Below are 15,812 nucleotides of genomic sequence, written 5' to 3' on the forward strand. Positions count from 1 at the left end.
CGTCAACGATCAAGGCCACAATGGTCATCAGGGTCAGCCCTCACCATGAACGCGCTTCAGCACCCCGACGCCATCCGCCACTTCCAGTCGCTGTGTGACGCCTGCCAGGAGCTCTCACTCCGGCACCACGGCCCGGCGGACCTGCGGCTCTATGCCGATGGCTACCTGCACGCACTGCGCCGCACCGCCGTACTCGACCCCCTGGTCCTGCGGCGGCTTGAAGATCTGGTGGAACGCTGGATTCTCGACCCCTCCAGCTTCATCGGCCCAGACGGCGACCCCAGGGCGCTGTACGAGAGCGGCTACGAAACCGGCCGCCGCTAGCTGGATCGCGGCAGCCAGGCCGACCTGGAGTTCAGCTGGCGAGGGCCACCGCCAGCTGCTCCTTGAGCTCACCGGAGTTGTACATCTCGATCAGGATGTCTGAACCGCCGATGAATTCCCCGTTCACATACACCTGAGGGATGGTGGGCCACTCGGAGAATTCCTTGATGCCCTGGCGGATCTCAGCGTCGGAGAGCACATCGAAGCTGTCGAAGGGCACGCCGAGGGCGTTGAGGATCTGCACCACGTTGTTGGAAAAGCCGCACTGGGGCATCAGCTTGGTGCCCTTCATGAACACCACCACCGGGCTGCTGGTGACCAGCGTCTGAATGCGCTGTTTGACAGAAGCGTCCATGGAATCAGCTAGGGGTTGAAGTTTGCAGGGCCAGGGCATGGATCGCCTCACTGGCCAGTTCCTGGCGCAGGGCGCCATACACGAGTTGATGCTGGCGGATCCTGGTGAGGCCCGTGAAGGCCGTGGACACCACGGTCACCTGGAGGTGGTCACCACCGCCGGTGAGATCCTCCACCGCGATCTGGGCATCGGGCATGGCGCGCTGGATGGCGGCCTTGACCTCGTCAGGTTGCACCATGGAGCAGGCCTCGCAACGGCGGGAATCTAGGGGGTTGTCCGGCTCAGTTGGTCGCCGCCGCCTGGCCGGCCGTGTAGGGCGTGGTGGCGAAGCCGATCTCCAGAAGCATCTGGTAGGCCTTGCGGCCCTCCTCGGTGGTGGGGGTCATCACCTTGACCACCTCCACCAGCAGGGGCACGGCCACTTCGGGCTCGTTCTGCCGGCGGAACAGGGCCGCCAGCCGCAGGTTGGTCTGGGCCATCAGTTCCAGGGCCTCCCTGCCCTTCTGGTCCATCTCCCTCGGGATGCGGGCGTCGAGGCCCCGGAAAGAGCCGCTCAGATCGCGGTAGAACCCCAGCAGGCGGCGACAGTAGTCGCGGGCGAGGTCGTAGTTGCGGCGGGCCTCGGCGAGATTGCCGCTGGCGGCGGCAGCGTCTCCCTGGGCCAGCAGACGCCGCACGGCATCCAGACTGATCGGGCTCTGGGTCCCGGCCAGGGTGCGCTCAGGCTCTTGCTGGGCCAGGACCGGAGTCGCCGCGAGGGGCGCGAGCACGGCCGTGAGGGCCAGCGCAGTTCCGCACAGACGGCGGTGGAGCCTATGCACGGCAAAGGGTGTCATGGTGGCGAAACTCTAAGGGGACTGGTCTGGAGCACCGGATGGCTCTGGGCCGCCGTCCTGGAGCACCCCGGGGCAGGATCCCGGCAGCGATGGCAGGCCGATGCTCTCGGCCGCCTGGCTTTCGAGAACCGTCATGGCAGCGGCGAGCTGGGCCGTGAAGACCTTCGCCGCCTCCCGGCCCTCGCCCTGGATCTGCATCGGCGCACCCAGGTGAAGCGCTGCGCGGGCACAGGGGAGGGCCAGGCTGTGGCTGTAGGCAATGCCCACGGGCACCACCGGAACCTGCACGCCCTTACTGGCCGCCAGCAGAGCCAGACGCGCCAGCCCCTGCTGCAGCCGGGGCACGGCGGGCTCCCGGCGGATGCGCCCCTCCGGAAACACCACCAGCTGTTCGCCGGCCTCGAGCAGTTCCACGGCGTAGCGCAGGCTGGCCAGGGAAGGCCGCAGCTGGTTCACAGCAAAGCAGCCCAGCCGCTGCAGAAACCAGCCCTGCAGGCCCTGCATCTCATCCACGGTCACCATGAAACGGCAGTCGCGTCCGCTGACCCGGCGACCCGCCGCATGGGGCAGCAGCAGAGCATCCCAGCGGGCCTTGTGGGTGGGGGCCAGCAACACCGGGCCGTGGAGGGGCAGGAATTGCTGGCCGCGCACCGTGATGGAGCGGAACCACAGGGGCAGGGCCAGATCCTGGGTGGCCAGCATCGCCACCGGGGCCAGCCAGGGGCTGATGCCGCGGCACACGCTGGGCTCCCGCGAGAGCCCCGCAAGCGGGGGGCGCTCCGCAGCAGCACTTCCGGGTCGGCCCGGGCCCTCGGATTCATCCTCCGGTCGGGCCATCGTCGCCGCTCGCTCCTGGGTCGAGATCATCCAGGCAAGTTACGGACTCACTCCCACCTGTCGCCGCCCGGGCGGGCAGTTGACCCTGCGGCCCAACGGCGGCAGCGCGATCGCCCCGGGGCTGCTCCATAGGATCCGCAAGGCCCCCTTCCGCTGCCATGGCCAGCCTCGGCGTCAACATCGATCACATCGCCACCGTGCGCCAGGCCCGCCGCACGGTGGAGCCCGATCCGGTCACCCATGCCCTGCTGGCCGAGCTGGGTGGCGCCGATGGCATCACCGTGCACCTGCGCGAAGACCGCCGCCACATCCAGGACCGTGACGTGGAGCTGCTGCGCCAGACCGTGCGCAGTCGCCTCAATCTGGAGATGGCAGCCACCGCCGAAATGGCCGCCGTGGCGCTGCGCCTGCAGCCCGACATGGTGACCCTGGTGCCCGAGAAGCGCGAGGAGGTGACCACCGAGGGGGGCCTCGACGTGGCCGGCCAGGGCGCTGCGCTGGCGGATCTCGTGGGCCGTCTGCAGCAGGAGGGCATCGGCGTGAGCCTGTTCGTGGATCCCGTGGCGCAACAGCTGGAAGCCAGCCAGGCCAGCGGCGCCCGCTGGGTGGAACTGCACACCGGGGCCTATGCGGATGCCGCCTGGAGTGAGCAACCCAGGGAGCTGGCCCGGCTCTGCGAGGCCAGCTTCATCGCCCGCAGCCTGGGCTTGAGGCTGAACGCCGGCCATGGCCTCAACTACCAGAACGTGGAGCCGGTGGCGGGAATCGAGGGCATGGAGGAGCTGAACATCGGCCACAGCATCGTGGCCAGGGCCCTGGCCGTGGGGCTGAGCCAGGCCGTGCGCGAGATGAAGGCGCTGGTTCAGAATCCGCGCCGCGATCCCCTGTTCGGCAGCCTGCAGCCATGAGCACCTATCACTTCGTTGCCGCCAGCGAGTCGTTCCTCACGGTGGAGGAGCCCCTGGAGGAGGTGCTGCGCGAGCGGGTGCGCCACTACGGCGAACAGGGCAAGGCGATCGATTTCTGGCTGGTGCGTCGGCCGGCCTTTCTGGAGGCCCCGGAGCTCGCCGCCAGCACCAGCACTGTGCCCAGGCCCGCTGCGGCGGTGGTCTCCACCGACGAGAAGTTCATCACCTTCCTGAAGCTGCGGCTGGAGTTCGTGCTGGTGGGCCAGTTCGAGGGCCCCAGCAGCACCATCGCCGATCCCCTGGCCAGCCTCGCCTGAGCCGGTTCAGAACAGTCCGAGAAAGCGCTTGCGTTCGGGCGGCGCGGCCTGATCCTGCTCTGCCGGGCTGGAGCCAGGCTCGGGCCTGGCCCGTCCCTGGCCTCCGTCCTGCTGATAGCGGGGCTTGTTGTCGCCGATGGTGAGCAGGGCCTCCTTGTTCTTCCACCACACCCAGTCGCGGATCGGCGGCGTGTCGCGCAGCTGCTCGCGGCTGAGGCCCAGGCCGAGCTTGGCGGAGGCGTTGAGCAGCACATCGAGCATCTCCTCGCCGTTCGAGCAGCGGGCCAGGGCCTCGTTGGTGCGGCGGGCGCCGTTGAGGGCCTTGACCAGGGCCCGCACCCTCTGCAACACCGTCAACGACTGCAACTCCATGGCTCCCGGTGGCAGGTGAGGCGAACCGTACCAGTGCTGTCCGGGAGTTGAGGGCCAGGGCCCGAGCCCATCCTGTTGGGCGCTGATTGCGGGCTGATTGCTGACAGGTTGGGCGTCCAGGGGCCAGACTGGCAGCAACGCAGACCTCCTGATGACGCCCCCCGCCGTTCCCTCCCGCCACTGGGTGATCGGGGACGTTCATGGCTGCGCCGACGCCCTGCAACGGCTGGTCGATCTCCTGCCGGCGCGCGACCGGCTCGTGCTCTGCGGCGATGTGATCAACCGGGGCCCCCAGATCGAGCGCAGCATGGAACTGGCCTGGGGGCTGGTCTGTTGCGGTCGCGCCGTGTGGCTCCAGGGCAACCATGAGGCCAGCCTGGTGCAAGCCCTGAAGCAGCAGGGTCCGGGCGCCCGGGAGACCTTGGCCGCCTGCGAGACCTACCGCCAGCTGGGGGATCGCCGCTGCCGCCTCTGGCTGGAGCGGCTTGAGGCCCTGCCCCTGATCTACCGGAGAGCCGGTTGGGTGGCCACCCACGCCGGCTTCGATCCCGACAGCTGGGAGCCCTCGCTCACGGTGCGGCAGGCGTTCTGGGACACCTATGACGGCCGCTTCGGCGATGTGATCGTGGCCCACACCCCCGGCAAGGCCGTGCGGCGCAAGAAACGCGGCCAGATCGTGCTGATCGACACTGGTGCCTGCTACGGCGGCCGCCTCTCCGCCTATTGCCCCGAAACAGGGGCCAGCCGCAGTGTGGCCGGTCACCGCCCCTGGTTCATGGATTCCGTTCCCCAGCCCACCGCCCCCCCGCCGGTTTCTCCCTCCCGCCTGGCCGCTCCGGCCTGAGCCGGGCGCCGGCCGTGCTCACCGTCTTCCGCAGCAACCGGGCCGAAACCCTGGCCAGCCTGTTGGCCGTGCAACTTCGCGAGGCGCCGCCGCCGCCGCTGGAGACCGTGCAGGTGGTGGTGAACACCTGGCCCACCAGCCGCTGGCTGGGCGAGCAGCTGGCGGTGGAGCTGGGGGGCATCGCCGCCAACATCCGCTACCCCTTCCCCGGCAGCCTGTTGCGCCGGATCCTGGAGGCCGTGCTGGGCGGGGAAGGCGGCGAGCGCGATCCCTGGCGGGCCGGCGATCTGGTGTGGCCGGTGCTGGAGCTGCTGCCGGCCCTGGTGGACGAGCCCGCCGCCGCCCCCCTGCGCGACTGGTTGCAGCAGCGGACTGGATCCGGCCGGGAGCTGGGGCTGGCCCAGTGGCAGCTGGGCCGCTGCATCGCCGATGCCCTCGACGACTACGCCCTCTACCGCCCCGACCTGCTGGGGCAGTGGTGGGAGGGGTTGGATGAGGGCAGCGACTGGCAGGCCCTGCTGGTGCGGCAGCTGCGCCAGCAGCTGGGGGTGAAGCCCTTCGGGCTGCGGGTGCGGGAGGCCGTGGAACGGCTGCAGCGGCACCCGGACGCCTGCCCCGAGTTGCCCGCCCGCCTGCGCCTGTTCGGCCTCAGCAGCATGGCTCCGGTGCAGGTGGAGCTGCTGCAGGCGCTCAGTGGCCGCATGGCGGTGGAGTTGTACCTGCTCACGCCCTGTCCCGACCTCTGGCAGCACTGCACCAGCCGCCGCTCCCTGCTCAGCGATGCCGTGGCCCTGCGCCAGCCCCTGGGGGCGGACTGGCTGGCCCAGGCGGGGGGGCTGGAGGCCCGCTTCGGGCGGCTGGGGGCCGAGTTTCAACAGCTGCTGGAGGGCACCGGCGAGAGCCAGCTGGGGGCGAGCCAGCAGGCAGACCTGTTTGTCGATCCCACCAGCCTCCCCCCCCTTGCCGGCCCGGGGCAGCCGGCACCCCTGCTGCGTCAGCTGCAGCGCCAGCTGGTCGATCCTGCCGGCGCTCCCGAGCTGACTCGGGCCCGGGGGGATCGCTCGCTGGAATTCCACGCCTGTCCGGGGCAGCTGCGCCAGCTGGAGCTGGTGCGGGACCGCATCCTGCAGCTGCTGCATGACGACCCCAGCCTGCAGCCTCGGGACGTGCTGGTGATGACGCCCCAGGTGGATGCCTTCGCGCCGCTGGTGGCCTCGGTGTTCGGCGACCGCGAGGCCACCGGGGTGGCGCTCGACTGGCGACTCACCGATCGCAGCCAGCAGGGCCAGAACGGTCTGGGGCCCAGCCTGCTGGCCCTGCTGCGCCAGGCGGGGGAGAGGCTCACCGCCTCGTCGCTGCAGGCCCTGCTGGAGAGCCCGGCCCTGCGGCAGCGCTTCCAACTCAGCGCCGAGGAGATGGCCGACCTGCACCGCAACCTGCAGCGGCTCGGGTTCCGCTGGGGACTGGATGGCACCGAGCGGGGCGGCGAGGCCTGCGGCAGCCTCAGCTGGGCGATCGATCGGCTGCTGCTGGGGCTGGTGCTGCCCGAGACGCCCGGCCTGGCCCCGGCGGAGACGGCACCGTTTGCCGCAGGCGCCAGCCTGGAGCTGCTGGGGCGCTGGCTGCACCTGCTGGGCCGCCTGCGCCACTGGCTGGAGCGCTGGCGGCGGCCTCGCAGCTGTGGCGCCTGGGCCAGGAGCCTGCAGGCTGGCCTGGAGGATCTGTTCGGCGACGCAGGGGAGGCGGCCTGGGAGCTGCCGCCGTTGCTCGCCGCCATCGACGACTGGCAGCGGGCCGCCGCCGGCTGTGACCTGCAACTCGCGGCTCCCGTGGTGGCGGCGGTGCTGGAGGAGCGGCTGGCCGAGGAGGCCGGCCGGTTCGGCCACCGCAGCGGGGCACTCACGATCAGTGCCCTGGAGCCGATGCGGGCGATTCCCCACCGGGTGATCGTGCTGATGGGCCTGGATGGGGGCCGTTTTCCGCGGCAGAGCCGGCGGCCTGGCTTTCACCACCTGGAGCAACGGCGGCAGCTGGGCGATCCCAGCCCGGCGGATCAGGATCGCTACGCCCTGCTGGAGGCCCTGCTCTCGGCGCGCGACCACCTGCTGATCACCTGGAACTGCCGCGACGAGCGCAAGGGGGAGCCCCTGCAGCCCGCCACCCCGGTGAGCCAGTGGATCTCCTGGCTCCAGAGTGCCCTCAGCCCCGCCGAGGCCTCTTCAGGACTGGTGCAGGAGCATCGCGCCAACCCCCTCGAGCGGGCCAATTTCCTCCCCACGGCGGAGGGGCCGCCGGCCAGCTGCGACCGCCGCCGGCTGGCGGCCCGGCAGCTGCTGGATCGGCCGCAGCCCCCCCAGCCCCTGCGTCCCCTGGCGGCCACGGCCGCCCCGCAGAGCACCGCGCCCAGCGCCTCCCCCATCAGCCCCTACGAGGACCTGCGCCGCTGGTTGGTGCAACCGCAGGGGAGCTGGCTGGAGTCGCTCGGCCTGCAACCGAAGGAGTGGAGCGAGGCCATCGAGGATCTGGACGCCGCCGGCCTGGACGAGCGCCAGCGCTCCTCCCTGCTGCGCCAGGCCCTGGGTCGGGACGAGGCCTGCCCGGCCGATCCTGCGGATGATCCCCTGGCTGAGGCCGGCAGCTGGCTTGAGGCCCAGCGGGGGCGCGGCCTGCTGCCGCCCCTGGCGGGAGGAGAACTGGAGGCCGAGGGCCTGGCGCAACGCTGGCGCGACCTCACCGAAGCCCTGGAGGCCCTGGGACCGGCCCAGCAGCGGTTGGCCAGCTGGCAGTGCTGGCAGCAGGAGCTGCCCTGGCGCGGCAGCTGCGTGGTGCTCGTGCACACGGCCCGGGCCCGCAGCCACCAGCGGCTGGAGCTGTGGCTGCGGCTGCTGCTGGCCGCCGCCGCCGACCAGCAGCCCAGCGGGGCCGTGCTGGTGGCCCGCGGCAGCAAGGGATTCGGGAAGGAGCTGGAGCTGCGGACCCCCGATGCAGCGGGCGCCCGGGCCGAACTGGAGCGCCTGGCCGCCCTGCACCAGGAGTGGCGGCAGCGCTGCTGGCCGGTGCCGCCGCAGACGGGCTGGGCCTTGCTGCAGAAAGGCGACAGCGCCGCGATCAGCTGCTGGGAGGGGGGCTTCCAGCTGGCCGGTGAGCGGCTGGAGCCCGAGCAGGCTCTCTGTTTCGGGGCTGAGCTGCCGGGGGTGGTGCTGCTGGAGCAGAACCCGGTGCGGGAGCTGGCCGCCGAGCTGCTCGCTCCGCTGCGGGAGCGGCTGGCATGAAGGCTGTGTTCGAAGCCAACCGCTTTCCGCTGACGCCGGGGCTGAGGCTGCTGGAGGCGAGCGCCGGCACCGGCAAAACCTTCTCCCTGGCCCATCTGGTGCTGCGCTTCGTGAGCGAGGCCGAGCTGCCCCTGAACCAGCTGCTGGTGGTGACCTTCACCAACGCCGCGGCCGCCGAGCTGCGCGAGCGGATCGGCCGGCGCCTGCAACAGGCCCTCACCGGCCTGGAGGCGGGGGCAGCAGCCGGGGAGGGGAATGGAGCGGGCCCTCGGGCGGACATGGATCCGGCCCTGGCGGACTGGCTCACCTGGGCCCGGCCCCGGGCCGAGGCCCTGCGGGCGCCCCTGCTGCTGGCGCTCGAGGACCTCGACGGGGCCGACATCACCACCATCCACGGCTTCTGCCTGCGCAGCCTGCAGCGCCATGCCCTGGAGTCGGGCCATCCGCCCGAGCTGCAGCTCGACACCGATGCCGCCCCCCTGCTGCGGCAGGTGTGCCACGACTACTGGCGCCAGCAGGTGCTGGCCCTGCCAGCCCACCTGCTGGCGGGGGTGCAGAGCCAGATCAAGGGCCCGGACACCCTGGTGCAGTTGCTGGCGCGGCTGGATGGCGATCCCGCCCTCGCCCTCGACCCCCTGCCCGAGGGGATGGACGTCCATCAGCCTCTGACGGACCAGCTGGTGGGCCTCTGGCGGAGCAGCTGGACCCACTTCTGCGCTCTGTGGGCCCGGCACGGCCAGGCCCTGGAGGCCAGCCTCTGCAGCACGGCCGCCGACTGGCGCTCCAGGGGGATCAGCAAGACCGGTACGTACTCCCCCCGCCCCCGAAAGGACCGCTGCGCCATCGTGAGCGTCTGGATCGCGGCCCAGCCGGACGGTGGCGACCACGCCGCCTGCCTGGCCCAGAAGGAACTCAACGATTACTTCCACCCCGGCGCCTTCCTGAAGCAGGCCAGGCCGATCGAGGCCACCGCCCCGTCAGCCCCCGGCGGCCGGGAGCCGAGCCTGCCCGAGCGCCCCCTGATGGAGGCCGTGGCAGCCCTGCTGGAGGGTCCGGCGGAGGCGCTGCTGCTTCACGCCTGCCACTGGGGCCGCCGCGAGCTGGCCCGGCGGCGGCAGCGCAGCGGCCGCATGGGCTATGGCCAACTGCTGGAGAGCCTGGATCCGGGCGAGGACCCCCACGCCCACTCCCCCCTGCTGGAGGCCGTGGCCCAGCGCTACGCCGCCGCCCTGATCGACGAGTTCCAGGACACCGATCCGATCCAGTGGCGGATCCTGTCGCGGGCCTTCAGCCCGGAGCGGCACCGGCTGGTGCTGGTGGGTGATCCCAAGCAGGCGATCTACCGCTTTCGCGGCGGCGAGCTGGCCACCTACAGGCTCGCGGCCGCTGCGGCTGAAACCAGCGGGGGCGTCAGCGCCCTCACCACCAACTACCGCGCCACGGCAACCCTGATCAAGGCCTTGAACGGCCTGATGGCACTGGGCCTGCGGCGCTCCGGTCTGGAGGTGCCCCAGGTGGAGCCCCGGCCCGGTCAGGCGGCCCCAGGGGCCCAGGGCCCGCCCACCAGCCTGGAGCTGCTCTGGCTGGGCAGCGGCGAGGGCGCCGGCGAGGCCCCCCAGACCAGCACGGAGCTGGAGAAGCGCCTGCCCGGCCAGGTGGCCCGGGTGGTGGTGGAGCTGATCGCTGGCGGCGAGGTGCCCCAGGACATCTGCCTGCTGGTGAACACGCACCGCCAGGCGGAGCAGCTGCGGGCCGCCCTGGAGCGCTGCCGGATCGCCAGCCGGCTGGTGATGGACGGCGATGTGTTCACCAGCCCGGCGGCCACGGCCCTGCAGCGCCTGCTCGATGCCCTCGCCCACCCCGGCCATCCCCGCCGTCTGCGGCTGCTGGCGGCCTCACCGCTGCTGGGCTGGAGTGCGGCGGAGCTGGCCGCGGCCAGCCCGGAGCGGTGGAGCGCCCTGGCCGCGGAGCTGGCCGAGGGCGCCGAGCAGCTGCAGCGCCGCGGGCTGATGGGCGTGCTGGCCGCGCTGCTCGACGCCCCGGGCCTGGCCCGGCTCGCCCCGGGCGGCAGGGTGCTGGCCGATCTGCAGCAATGCGCCGTGCTGGTGCAGCAACAGCTGCACAGCCACCGGCTCGGGCCGGCCGCCGCCGCCGACTGGCTGCGGCAGCGGCGCCTGGAGCCGGACCCCGATCCCCCCGAGACGCACCAGCCCCACAGCGACCTGGAGGATGGGGCCGTGTGGGTGGTGACGATCCACCGCAGCAAGGGCCTCGAATACCCCGTGGTGCTCTGCCCTTACCTGTGGAAGGCCCCCAGCCGCCGCCTGACGGGCCCTGGCCTGCGCTGGCAACCACCGCACCATCCGGCACCGGTGCTCGACCTGCACCTGAACGCCCACTGGGGCCAGGGCTGCCAGGCCCGGCTGCAGCACAGCGAGGCGGATCTGCAGGAGGCGGAGCGGCGGGCCTACGTGGCCTGCACCAGGGCCCGGCGGCGCCTGCTGCTGGCCTGGGGTCCGGTGAAGGAGCAGCAGGGCAACCCCCTGCACAGCTGGCTGTTCGGCCAGGAGCCCCCGCCGGGGCTGGACGACGCTCCCTACACCGACCCCTCCGACCAGGAGTGGCGCCAGCGCCTCGATCAGGAGATCGCCCGGCGGAACCTGCCGATGCGGCTGCGCGACCTTCCCGATCCGGGCGCATCCGTGCAGGTGGCGCCAGCGGCTGCGGTGGGCCCTGAGCTGGCCGTGGGGCCTGTGCCCAGCCACCGCCTCGATCGCAGCTGGGGCCGCAGCAGCTACACCAGCTGGACCCGGGGCAGCCACGCCGCCGCGCCCCAGACCCTGGAGGAGGGCCGCGAAACCGATGGCCTCGCCCTGGAGCTCGAGCTGCCGGAGCCGCTGGGCGCCTCCGAGGCCGGCGAGCCGTCCGGGAAGCCGGAAGCAACATGGCCGGCCGAGAGCCCCCTGGCGCACTTCCCCCGCGGCTCCCAGGCGGGTGATTGCCTGCACCGCATCCTCGAGCAGCTCGACTACCAGCAACCCGCTGCCGAGCAGGCCGAGCTGGTGGGCCGCGAGCTGCAGCGCAGCGGCATCGCCGCCAGCCACCTGGAGAACGCGCTCTCAGGGCTCGACCAGCTGCGCCTGAGCCCCCTGGGTGGCCCGCTCGGGGCCTTCCAGCTGGACCAGCTGCCCGCGGCGGAGCGGCTGAACGAGATGGGCTTCGATCTGCCCCTGGGCCTGGTGCGGGCCGAAGCCCTGGCCCGGCCATTCCGGGATCACCCCGGCGGCGCCTGCGGCGCCGACTACGCCGACCGGCTGGCCCTGCTAGAGGTGCATGACCGCGGTTTCCTGACCGGTTCGATCGATCTGGTGTTCCGCCAGGGCGAGCGCTGGTGGGTGCTCGACTGGAAGAGCAACTGGCTGGGCGAGCGGGATGCCGACGGCCAGCCCCTGGCCTGCGGCCCCCGCCACTACGGCCCCGGCGCCCTGGCCGACCTGATGGCCGCGAACCACTACCCACTGCAGGCCCACCTCTATCTGGTGGCCCTGCACCGCTACCTGCGCTGGCGTCTGCCGGGCTACGACCCCGCCTGCCACCTGGGCGGCTATGCCTACGTGTTCCTGCGCGGCGTGCCGGGGCCATCGGAGCGGGCGCGGCAGGAGGCCGCCCAGGCCGAGCTGCTGCCGGGGATGGCGGTGGAGTGTCCGCCCCTGGCGCGCCTGCTGGCCCTGGATCGGGTGCTGGAGGGGGCGGCGTGAGCCCCTCCCCCGCCACCCTGCCCGACCCCGCCGGCGATCCGCGGCCGGCCTGGCTTGCCGCCCTGGCCGCCTCGCTTGCGGAGGCCCTGCCGCGGCTGCATGGCGTCCAGGGCGATCCGGCCCTGGACACCGTGATCGCGGCCCTCACCGGCGCCCTGGCGGAGGGTCAGCTGGAGCTGCTGCTGGCCGATCCCGAGCAGCGCCGGGCCGTGGCGGCCTCACCCCTGGCCAGCGACCCCTGGGGCCCCCTGGTGCTGGAGGGCGAGCGGCTGTTGTGGCGGCGTTGGCACGCCCAGCGCCAGCAGGTGCTGGAGGCCCTGATCCAGCGGGCCGGGCAGCCCTCCGCCCTGGCGGAGGCTGGGCCGGTTCCGGCCCTGGCCAGGCTCGACTCAGATCAGCAGCGGGCGGTGGCGGCCGTGCTGAATCACCGGCTCGTGCTGCTGGAAGGCGGCCCAGGCACCGGCAAGACCAGCACCGTGGCCGGGATGCTCGAGGCCGTGCGCGAGCGGAACGGCGGCGCCCGCATGCATCTGGCGGCACCCACCGGCAAGGCCGCGGCCCGGCTGCGGGCCAACCTGGCCCCCAGCGAGGCGGTGCCCTGCACCACGGTGCACCGCCTGCTGGAGAGCCAGGGGGAGCGCTTCGGGCGCAACCGCCAGCACCCCCTGGAGCTGGATCTGCTGGTGATCGATGAGGTGTCGATGCTCGACCTGGCCCTGATGCAGGCGGTGCTGGAGGCGTTGCCGGCCCAGGCCAGCCTGGTGCTGGTGGGGGATGGCGCCCAGCTGCCGCCGGTGGGGCCCGGGCCGGTACTCCTGGAGCTGCAGCGTGCCGACAGGCGGCAGGCCCTGGGGCCCGCGGCCGTGGAGCTGCGCACCACCTACCGCAACGGCGGCGCCATCGCCGAGCTGGCGGCCAGCCTGCGGCCCAGCCCTGGCCCCAAGCCGGTGGACGCGGCGGCGCAGGGATCAGGCGACTGGCGTCATCTGATCCCCCAGCTGCGCCAGCTGCAGCCCGGGGCCAATCTGGCCTGGCGGCAGGCCTCTCCGCGGCGGTTGCCGGGGGAACTGCTGGAGCGGCTGCAGCGGCAGCAGCAGGAGCTGCGCCGGCTCTGCGACAGCACCAGGCCCGGCGACCAGCAGGCCGAGGCGCGGCTGCTGGCCCAGCTCGATGCCCTGCTGGTGCTCACGCCCGTGCGCCGCGGTCGCTGGGGGGTGGAGGCGATCCATCGGGCCCTGCTGGGGGAGCGCCTGGAGCAACCCGTGCAGCAGTGGCCGCTCGGAACGCCGGTGCTCTGCCAGCAGAACCTGCCCGAGCTGGGCCTGGCCAACGGCGATGTGGGGATCCTCACGCGGCCGGCAGCGGGGCAGGAGCCACGTCTGCTGTTCGGCGTGGGAGGCGGAGAGCATCTCTGGCTCCATCCCGCCCAACTGCCTGCACGGCAGCCTGCCCTGGCCCTCACGGTGCACAAGGCCCAGGGCAGTGAAGCCGAGGAGGTGTGGATCCTGATGCCGGACACGGGTCGCCCCAGCGACCGCTTGCTGTACACCGCCCTCACCCGGGCCAGACAGCGGGCGGAGCTGATCACACCAGAGGGTGATAAAGTTTGATTTCACCCTTTTCTCAAGGGCAAGGCAGTTCTAAGGATTCTCAAGAACTCAAGGATTTCAAGGAGATCCGCGCCCCTTGGCGCAATCTCAACGGCAGCAAGGTCAACGGCTCCTCAGCCCATCGCCTCAGCGTCGTGCATGTCATCGACCGGCGGGAGCCAACAGCGACGACACCCCCTTGATGGTCCAGCGGTTCCCTCCATCTGGGCATCTGCCGTCCTGCGAAGAAGGATTCCACCAGGCCCTGGCCTGGACAGGTTCGATTGACTTCCGTGACTGAATCGTTCAGCGGCGCCAGCGTCGTGTGCCCCGACCCCACCACCACCCCCAGCGACACCATTTCCCTCACTCCCCAGAGCGTCCAGATCGACGACACGACGGCCCCTGCGGCCACAGCGGCAGACCCCTCAGCAGACCCCTCGGCAGACGCCAGCGGCTCCCGCGAGCCGGCCCCTGACGCCGCAGCTGCAGCTCCGATCATTCCCAGCGAGAACGTGTCCGGAACGGCGGTACCCACCCAGACGTCGACTCCTGGCCTCCAGTCAGCCGCCCACGAGACGGCTGCTGTTCGGGAGCTGACCACTCAGGGGAGTGGTGCTGAAGACACTGCTGCGACAGCGACCTCCACGGCTGGCAGCACCGGCCACGGCCCAGAGACCGCCGGCGGCGACCAGCCGGGTCCGGCCAGTGGCTTCGCCCACTTCGGCTTCGACCCGGAACTGCTGCAGGCCCTGGAGGCCGTGGGCTACAGCGAGCCCTCGCCGATTCAGTCGGCGGCGATCCCCGAACTGATGCTGGGGCGCGACCTGGTGGGCCAGGCCCAGACCGGCACCGGCAAGACGGCGGCCTTCGCCCTGCCGATGCTGGCCGGCCTGGACCCCGAGCAGCGCAAGCCCCAGGTCCTGGTGCTGGCTCCCACCCGGGAACTGGCCATCCAGGTGGCTGAATCCTTCAGCAGCTACGCCTCCCATCTGCCCCAGGTGCGCACGGTGGCCGTCTATGGCGGCGCCGACTTCCGCGACCAGATCCACCATCTGCGCCGCGGTGCCCAGATCGTGGTGGGCACCCCGGGCCGGGTGATGGACCACATGCGCCAGGGAACCCTGGACCTCTCGGAGCTGCGGGCCCTGGTGCTCGACGAGGCCGATGAGATGCTGCGCATGGGCTTCATCGACGACGTGGAGTGGGTGCTGGGCCAGCTGCCCGAACAGCGCCAGGTGGTGCTCTTCTCGGCCACCATGCCCGCCGAGATCCGCCGGATCTCGCAGCAGTATCTGAACAGCCCCGCCGAAATCACGATCAAGACGCGGGCCGCCGACGCGAGTCGGATCCGTCAGCGTTACCTCACCGTTCAGGCCCCGCTCAAGCTCGCCGCCCTGGAGCGGGTGCTCGAGAGCGAGACCAGCGAGGGGGTGATCATTTTCGCCCGCACCAAGGCGATCACCCTCAACGTGGCCGAATCGCTGGAGGCCCACGGCTACGACGTGGCCGTGCTCAACGGCGACGTGCCCCAGGCCCAGCGGGAGCGCACGATCGAGCGGCTCAAGACCGGCCAGGTGAACGTGCTCGTGGCCACCGACGTGGCCGCGCGAGGCCTGGACGTGGAGCGGATCGCCCTGGTGATCAACTACGACATCCCCTTTGACGGCGAGGCCTACGTGCACCGCATCGGCCGCACCGGCCGGGCGGGCCGCAAGGGCGACGCGATCCTCTTCCTCACCCCCCGGGAGCGCCGCTTCCTGGGTGGACTGGAGCGGGCGGTGGGCAAGCCGATCGAGCCCATGGAGGTGCCCAACAACGCCACGATCAACCAGAGCCGTCTCGATCGCCTGCGCCAGCGCCTCACCGGCGCCCTGCAGCAGAGCACCGTCAGCGCCGACGAACGGGCCCTGCTGGGCGAGATCCTGCAGCGGGTGGCTCAGGAGCAGGGCTGCAGCCCGGACCAACTGGCCCTGGCCGCCCTGGAGCTGGGCCTGGCGGGCAAACCCCTGCTGCTGCAGGGCAACGACGACTTCACCCAGGTGCGGCCCCAGGGCCCGGCCCGCCGCGACGGCCGCGATGGGGGTCGCGACGGTGGCCGAGAGCTGCGTCGCGGCGGACGCCCCGAGCGCTCCCTGGGGGCACCGGAAGCCGACATGGACCGCTTCCGGGTTGAACTCGGCTGGCGCGACCGCATCAAGCCGGGCAACCTGGTGGGCGCGATCGCCAACGAAACCGGTCTGCAGGGCAAGGCGATCGGCCGGATTCAGATCTTCGATGCCCACAGCATCATTGATCTGCCGAAGGGCATGCCCGAAGACATCTTCGCGAGCCTGCGGGAGCTGAGGGTGCTCAACAAACCCCTGCAGATCTCCCGCTTCCGGGGCTGAGTCCAGCCCC

14 protein-coding genes are annotated in these 15,812 nt (G+C 71.9%); 9 read left to right on the forward strand and 5 right to left on the reverse strand.

Features of this window, described 5'->3' with window-relative positions; translation table 11 throughout:
• Positions 1–45 precede the first annotated feature (45 nt).
• Entirely contained in the window at positions 46–324 is a 279-nt protein-coding gene (locus CyaNS01_RS09480; RefSeq protein ID WP_186696871.1) for a DUF6761 family protein, read from the forward strand.
• 31 nt (positions 325–355) lie between these two features.
• Here CyaNS01_RS09480 and grxD read toward each other — a convergent pair whose 3' ends face one another.
• The 4 genes from grxD to CyaNS01_RS09500 are packed head-to-tail and all read right to left on the reverse strand — an operon-like array spanning position 356 to position 2,382.
• Positions 356–679, reverse strand: coding sequence for a Grx4 family monothiol glutaredoxin (gene grxD, locus CyaNS01_RS09485; protein WP_186696872.1), 324 nt, complete (start codon positions 677–679; stop codon positions 356–358).
• A gap of 4 nt (positions 680–683) precedes the next feature.
• Positions 684–917, reverse strand: a complete 234-nt coding sequence (locus CyaNS01_RS09490) for a BolA family protein (RefSeq protein ID WP_186696873.1) — start codon at positions 915–917, stop codon at positions 684–686.
• Between the two features lie 43 nt (positions 918–960).
• Positions 961–1,515, reverse strand: coding sequence for a hypothetical protein (locus CyaNS01_RS09495; RefSeq protein WP_186696874.1), 555 nt, complete (start codon positions 1,513–1,515; stop codon positions 961–963).
• Between the two features lie 12 nt (positions 1,516–1,527).
• Positions 1,528–2,382, reverse strand: coding sequence for a 1-acyl-sn-glycerol-3-phosphate acyltransferase (locus CyaNS01_RS09500; protein WP_225875613.1), 855 nt, complete (start codon positions 2,380–2,382; stop codon positions 1,528–1,530).
• 128 nt (positions 2,383–2,510) lie between these two features.
• On the opposite strand from CyaNS01_RS09500, the gene CyaNS01_RS09505 reads away from it, so the two are divergent.
• Together CyaNS01_RS09505 and CyaNS01_RS09510 are read left to right on the forward strand one after the other, a co-directional pair.
• Entirely contained in the window at positions 2,511–3,260 is a 750-nt protein-coding gene (locus tag CyaNS01_RS09505; protein ID WP_186696875.1) for a pyridoxine 5'-phosphate synthase, read from the forward strand.
• Positions 3,257–3,577, forward strand: coding sequence for an MgPME-cyclase complex family protein (locus CyaNS01_RS09510; protein ID WP_186696876.1), 321 nt, complete (start codon positions 3,257–3,259; stop codon positions 3,575–3,577). The genes CyaNS01_RS09505 and CyaNS01_RS09510 overlap by 4 nt, the downstream gene beginning before the upstream one ends.
• Positions 3,578–3,583: 6 nt before the next feature.
• Here the strand turns inward: CyaNS01_RS09510 and CyaNS01_RS09515 are convergent, their stop codons facing one another.
• Positions 3,584–3,949, reverse strand: a complete 366-nt coding sequence (locus CyaNS01_RS09515; protein WP_186696877.1) for a hypothetical protein — start codon at positions 3,947–3,949, stop codon at positions 3,584–3,586.
• 151 nt (positions 3,950–4,100) lie between these two features.
• Between CyaNS01_RS09515 and CyaNS01_RS09520 the strand changes: the two genes are divergently transcribed.
• The 6 genes from CyaNS01_RS09520 to CyaNS01_RS09545 all read left to right on the forward strand — a co-directional run bounded on the left by CyaNS01_RS09520 (position 4,101) and on the right by CyaNS01_RS09545 (position 15,802).
• Positions 4,101–4,793: a metallophosphoesterase gene (locus CyaNS01_RS09520; RefSeq protein WP_186696878.1), complete on the forward strand. Its 693-nt coding sequence runs from the start codon at positions 4,101–4,103 to the stop codon at positions 4,791–4,793.
• Between the two features lie 14 nt (positions 4,794–4,807).
• Positions 4,808–8,065: an exodeoxyribonuclease V subunit gamma gene (locus tag CyaNS01_RS09525; RefSeq protein WP_186696879.1), complete on the forward strand. Its 3,258-nt coding sequence runs from the start codon at positions 4,808–4,810 to the stop codon at positions 8,063–8,065.
• Entirely contained in the window at positions 8,062–11,823 is a 3,762-nt protein-coding gene (locus CyaNS01_RS09530; protein ID WP_186696880.1) for a UvrD-helicase domain-containing protein, read from the forward strand. The genes CyaNS01_RS09525 and CyaNS01_RS09530 overlap by 4 nt, the downstream gene beginning before the upstream one ends.
• Positions 11,820–13,433 carry an ATP-dependent RecD-like DNA helicase gene (locus CyaNS01_RS09535; RefSeq protein ID WP_225875614.1) on the forward strand — a complete coding sequence of 538 codons (1,614 nt, stop codon included), beginning with the start codon at positions 11,820–11,822 and terminating at the stop codon, positions 13,431–13,433. The genes CyaNS01_RS09530 and CyaNS01_RS09535 overlap by 4 nt, the downstream gene beginning before the upstream one ends.
• Positions 13,430–13,615: a hypothetical protein gene (locus tag CyaNS01_RS09540; RefSeq protein ID WP_186696881.1), complete on the forward strand. Its 186-nt coding sequence runs from the start codon at positions 13,430–13,432 to the stop codon at positions 13,613–13,615. Before CyaNS01_RS09535 ends, CyaNS01_RS09540 begins: the two co-directional genes overlap by 4 nt.
• Before the next feature lie 393 nt (positions 13,616–14,008).
• The gene (locus tag CyaNS01_RS09545; protein ID WP_186700597.1) at positions 14,009–15,802 is read left to right on the forward strand and encodes a DEAD/DEAH box helicase; all 1,794 of its coding nucleotides are present in this window, start codon (positions 14,009–14,011) and stop codon (positions 15,800–15,802) included.
• The last annotated feature ends 10 nt before the right edge of the window (positions 15,803–15,812 follow it).

This window comes from Cyanobium sp. NS01 (assembly GCF_014280235.1).
Taxonomy (GTDB): Bacteria; Cyanobacteriota; Cyanobacteriia; order PCC-6307; family Cyanobiaceae; genus NIES-981.

Excerpts from the sequence above, each read along its gene's own strand:
- CyaNS01_RS09505 (WP_186696875.1), top strand. The coding sequence starts at position 2,511 with ATGGCCAGCCTCGGCGTCAACATCGATCACATCGCCACCGTGCGCCAG.
- CyaNS01_RS09510 (WP_186696876.1), top strand. The coding sequence starts at position 3,257 with ATGAGCACCTATCACTTCGTTGCCGCCAGCGAGTCGTTCCTCACGGTG.
- CyaNS01_RS09530 (WP_186696880.1), top strand. The coding sequence starts at position 8,062 with ATGAAGGCTGTGTTCGAAGCCAACCGCTTTCCGCTGACGCCGGGGCTG.
- CyaNS01_RS09520 (WP_186696878.1), top strand. The coding sequence starts at position 4,101 with ATGACGCCCCCCGCCGTTCCCTCCCGCCACTGGGTGATCGGGGACGTT.
- CyaNS01_RS09500 (WP_225875613.1), bottom strand. The coding sequence starts at position 2,382 with ATGATCTCGACCCAGGAGCGAGCGGCGACGATGGCCCGACCGGAGGAT.
- CyaNS01_RS09480 (WP_186696871.1), top strand. The coding sequence starts at position 46 with ATGAACGCGCTTCAGCACCCCGACGCCATCCGCCACTTCCAGTCGCTG.
- grxD (WP_186696872.1), bottom strand. The coding sequence starts at position 679 with ATGGACGCTTCTGTCAAACAGCGCATTCAGACGCTGGTCACCAGCAGC.
- CyaNS01_RS09515 (WP_186696877.1), bottom strand. The coding sequence starts at position 3,949 with ATGGAGTTGCAGTCGTTGACGGTGTTGCAGAGGGTGCGGGCCCTGGTC.
- CyaNS01_RS09495 (WP_186696874.1), bottom strand. The coding sequence starts at position 1,515 with ATGACACCCTTTGCCGTGCATAGGCTCCACCGCCGTCTGTGCGGAACT.
- CyaNS01_RS09490 (WP_186696873.1), bottom strand. The coding sequence starts at position 917 with ATGGTGCAACCTGACGAGGTCAAGGCCGCCATCCAGCGCGCCATGCCC.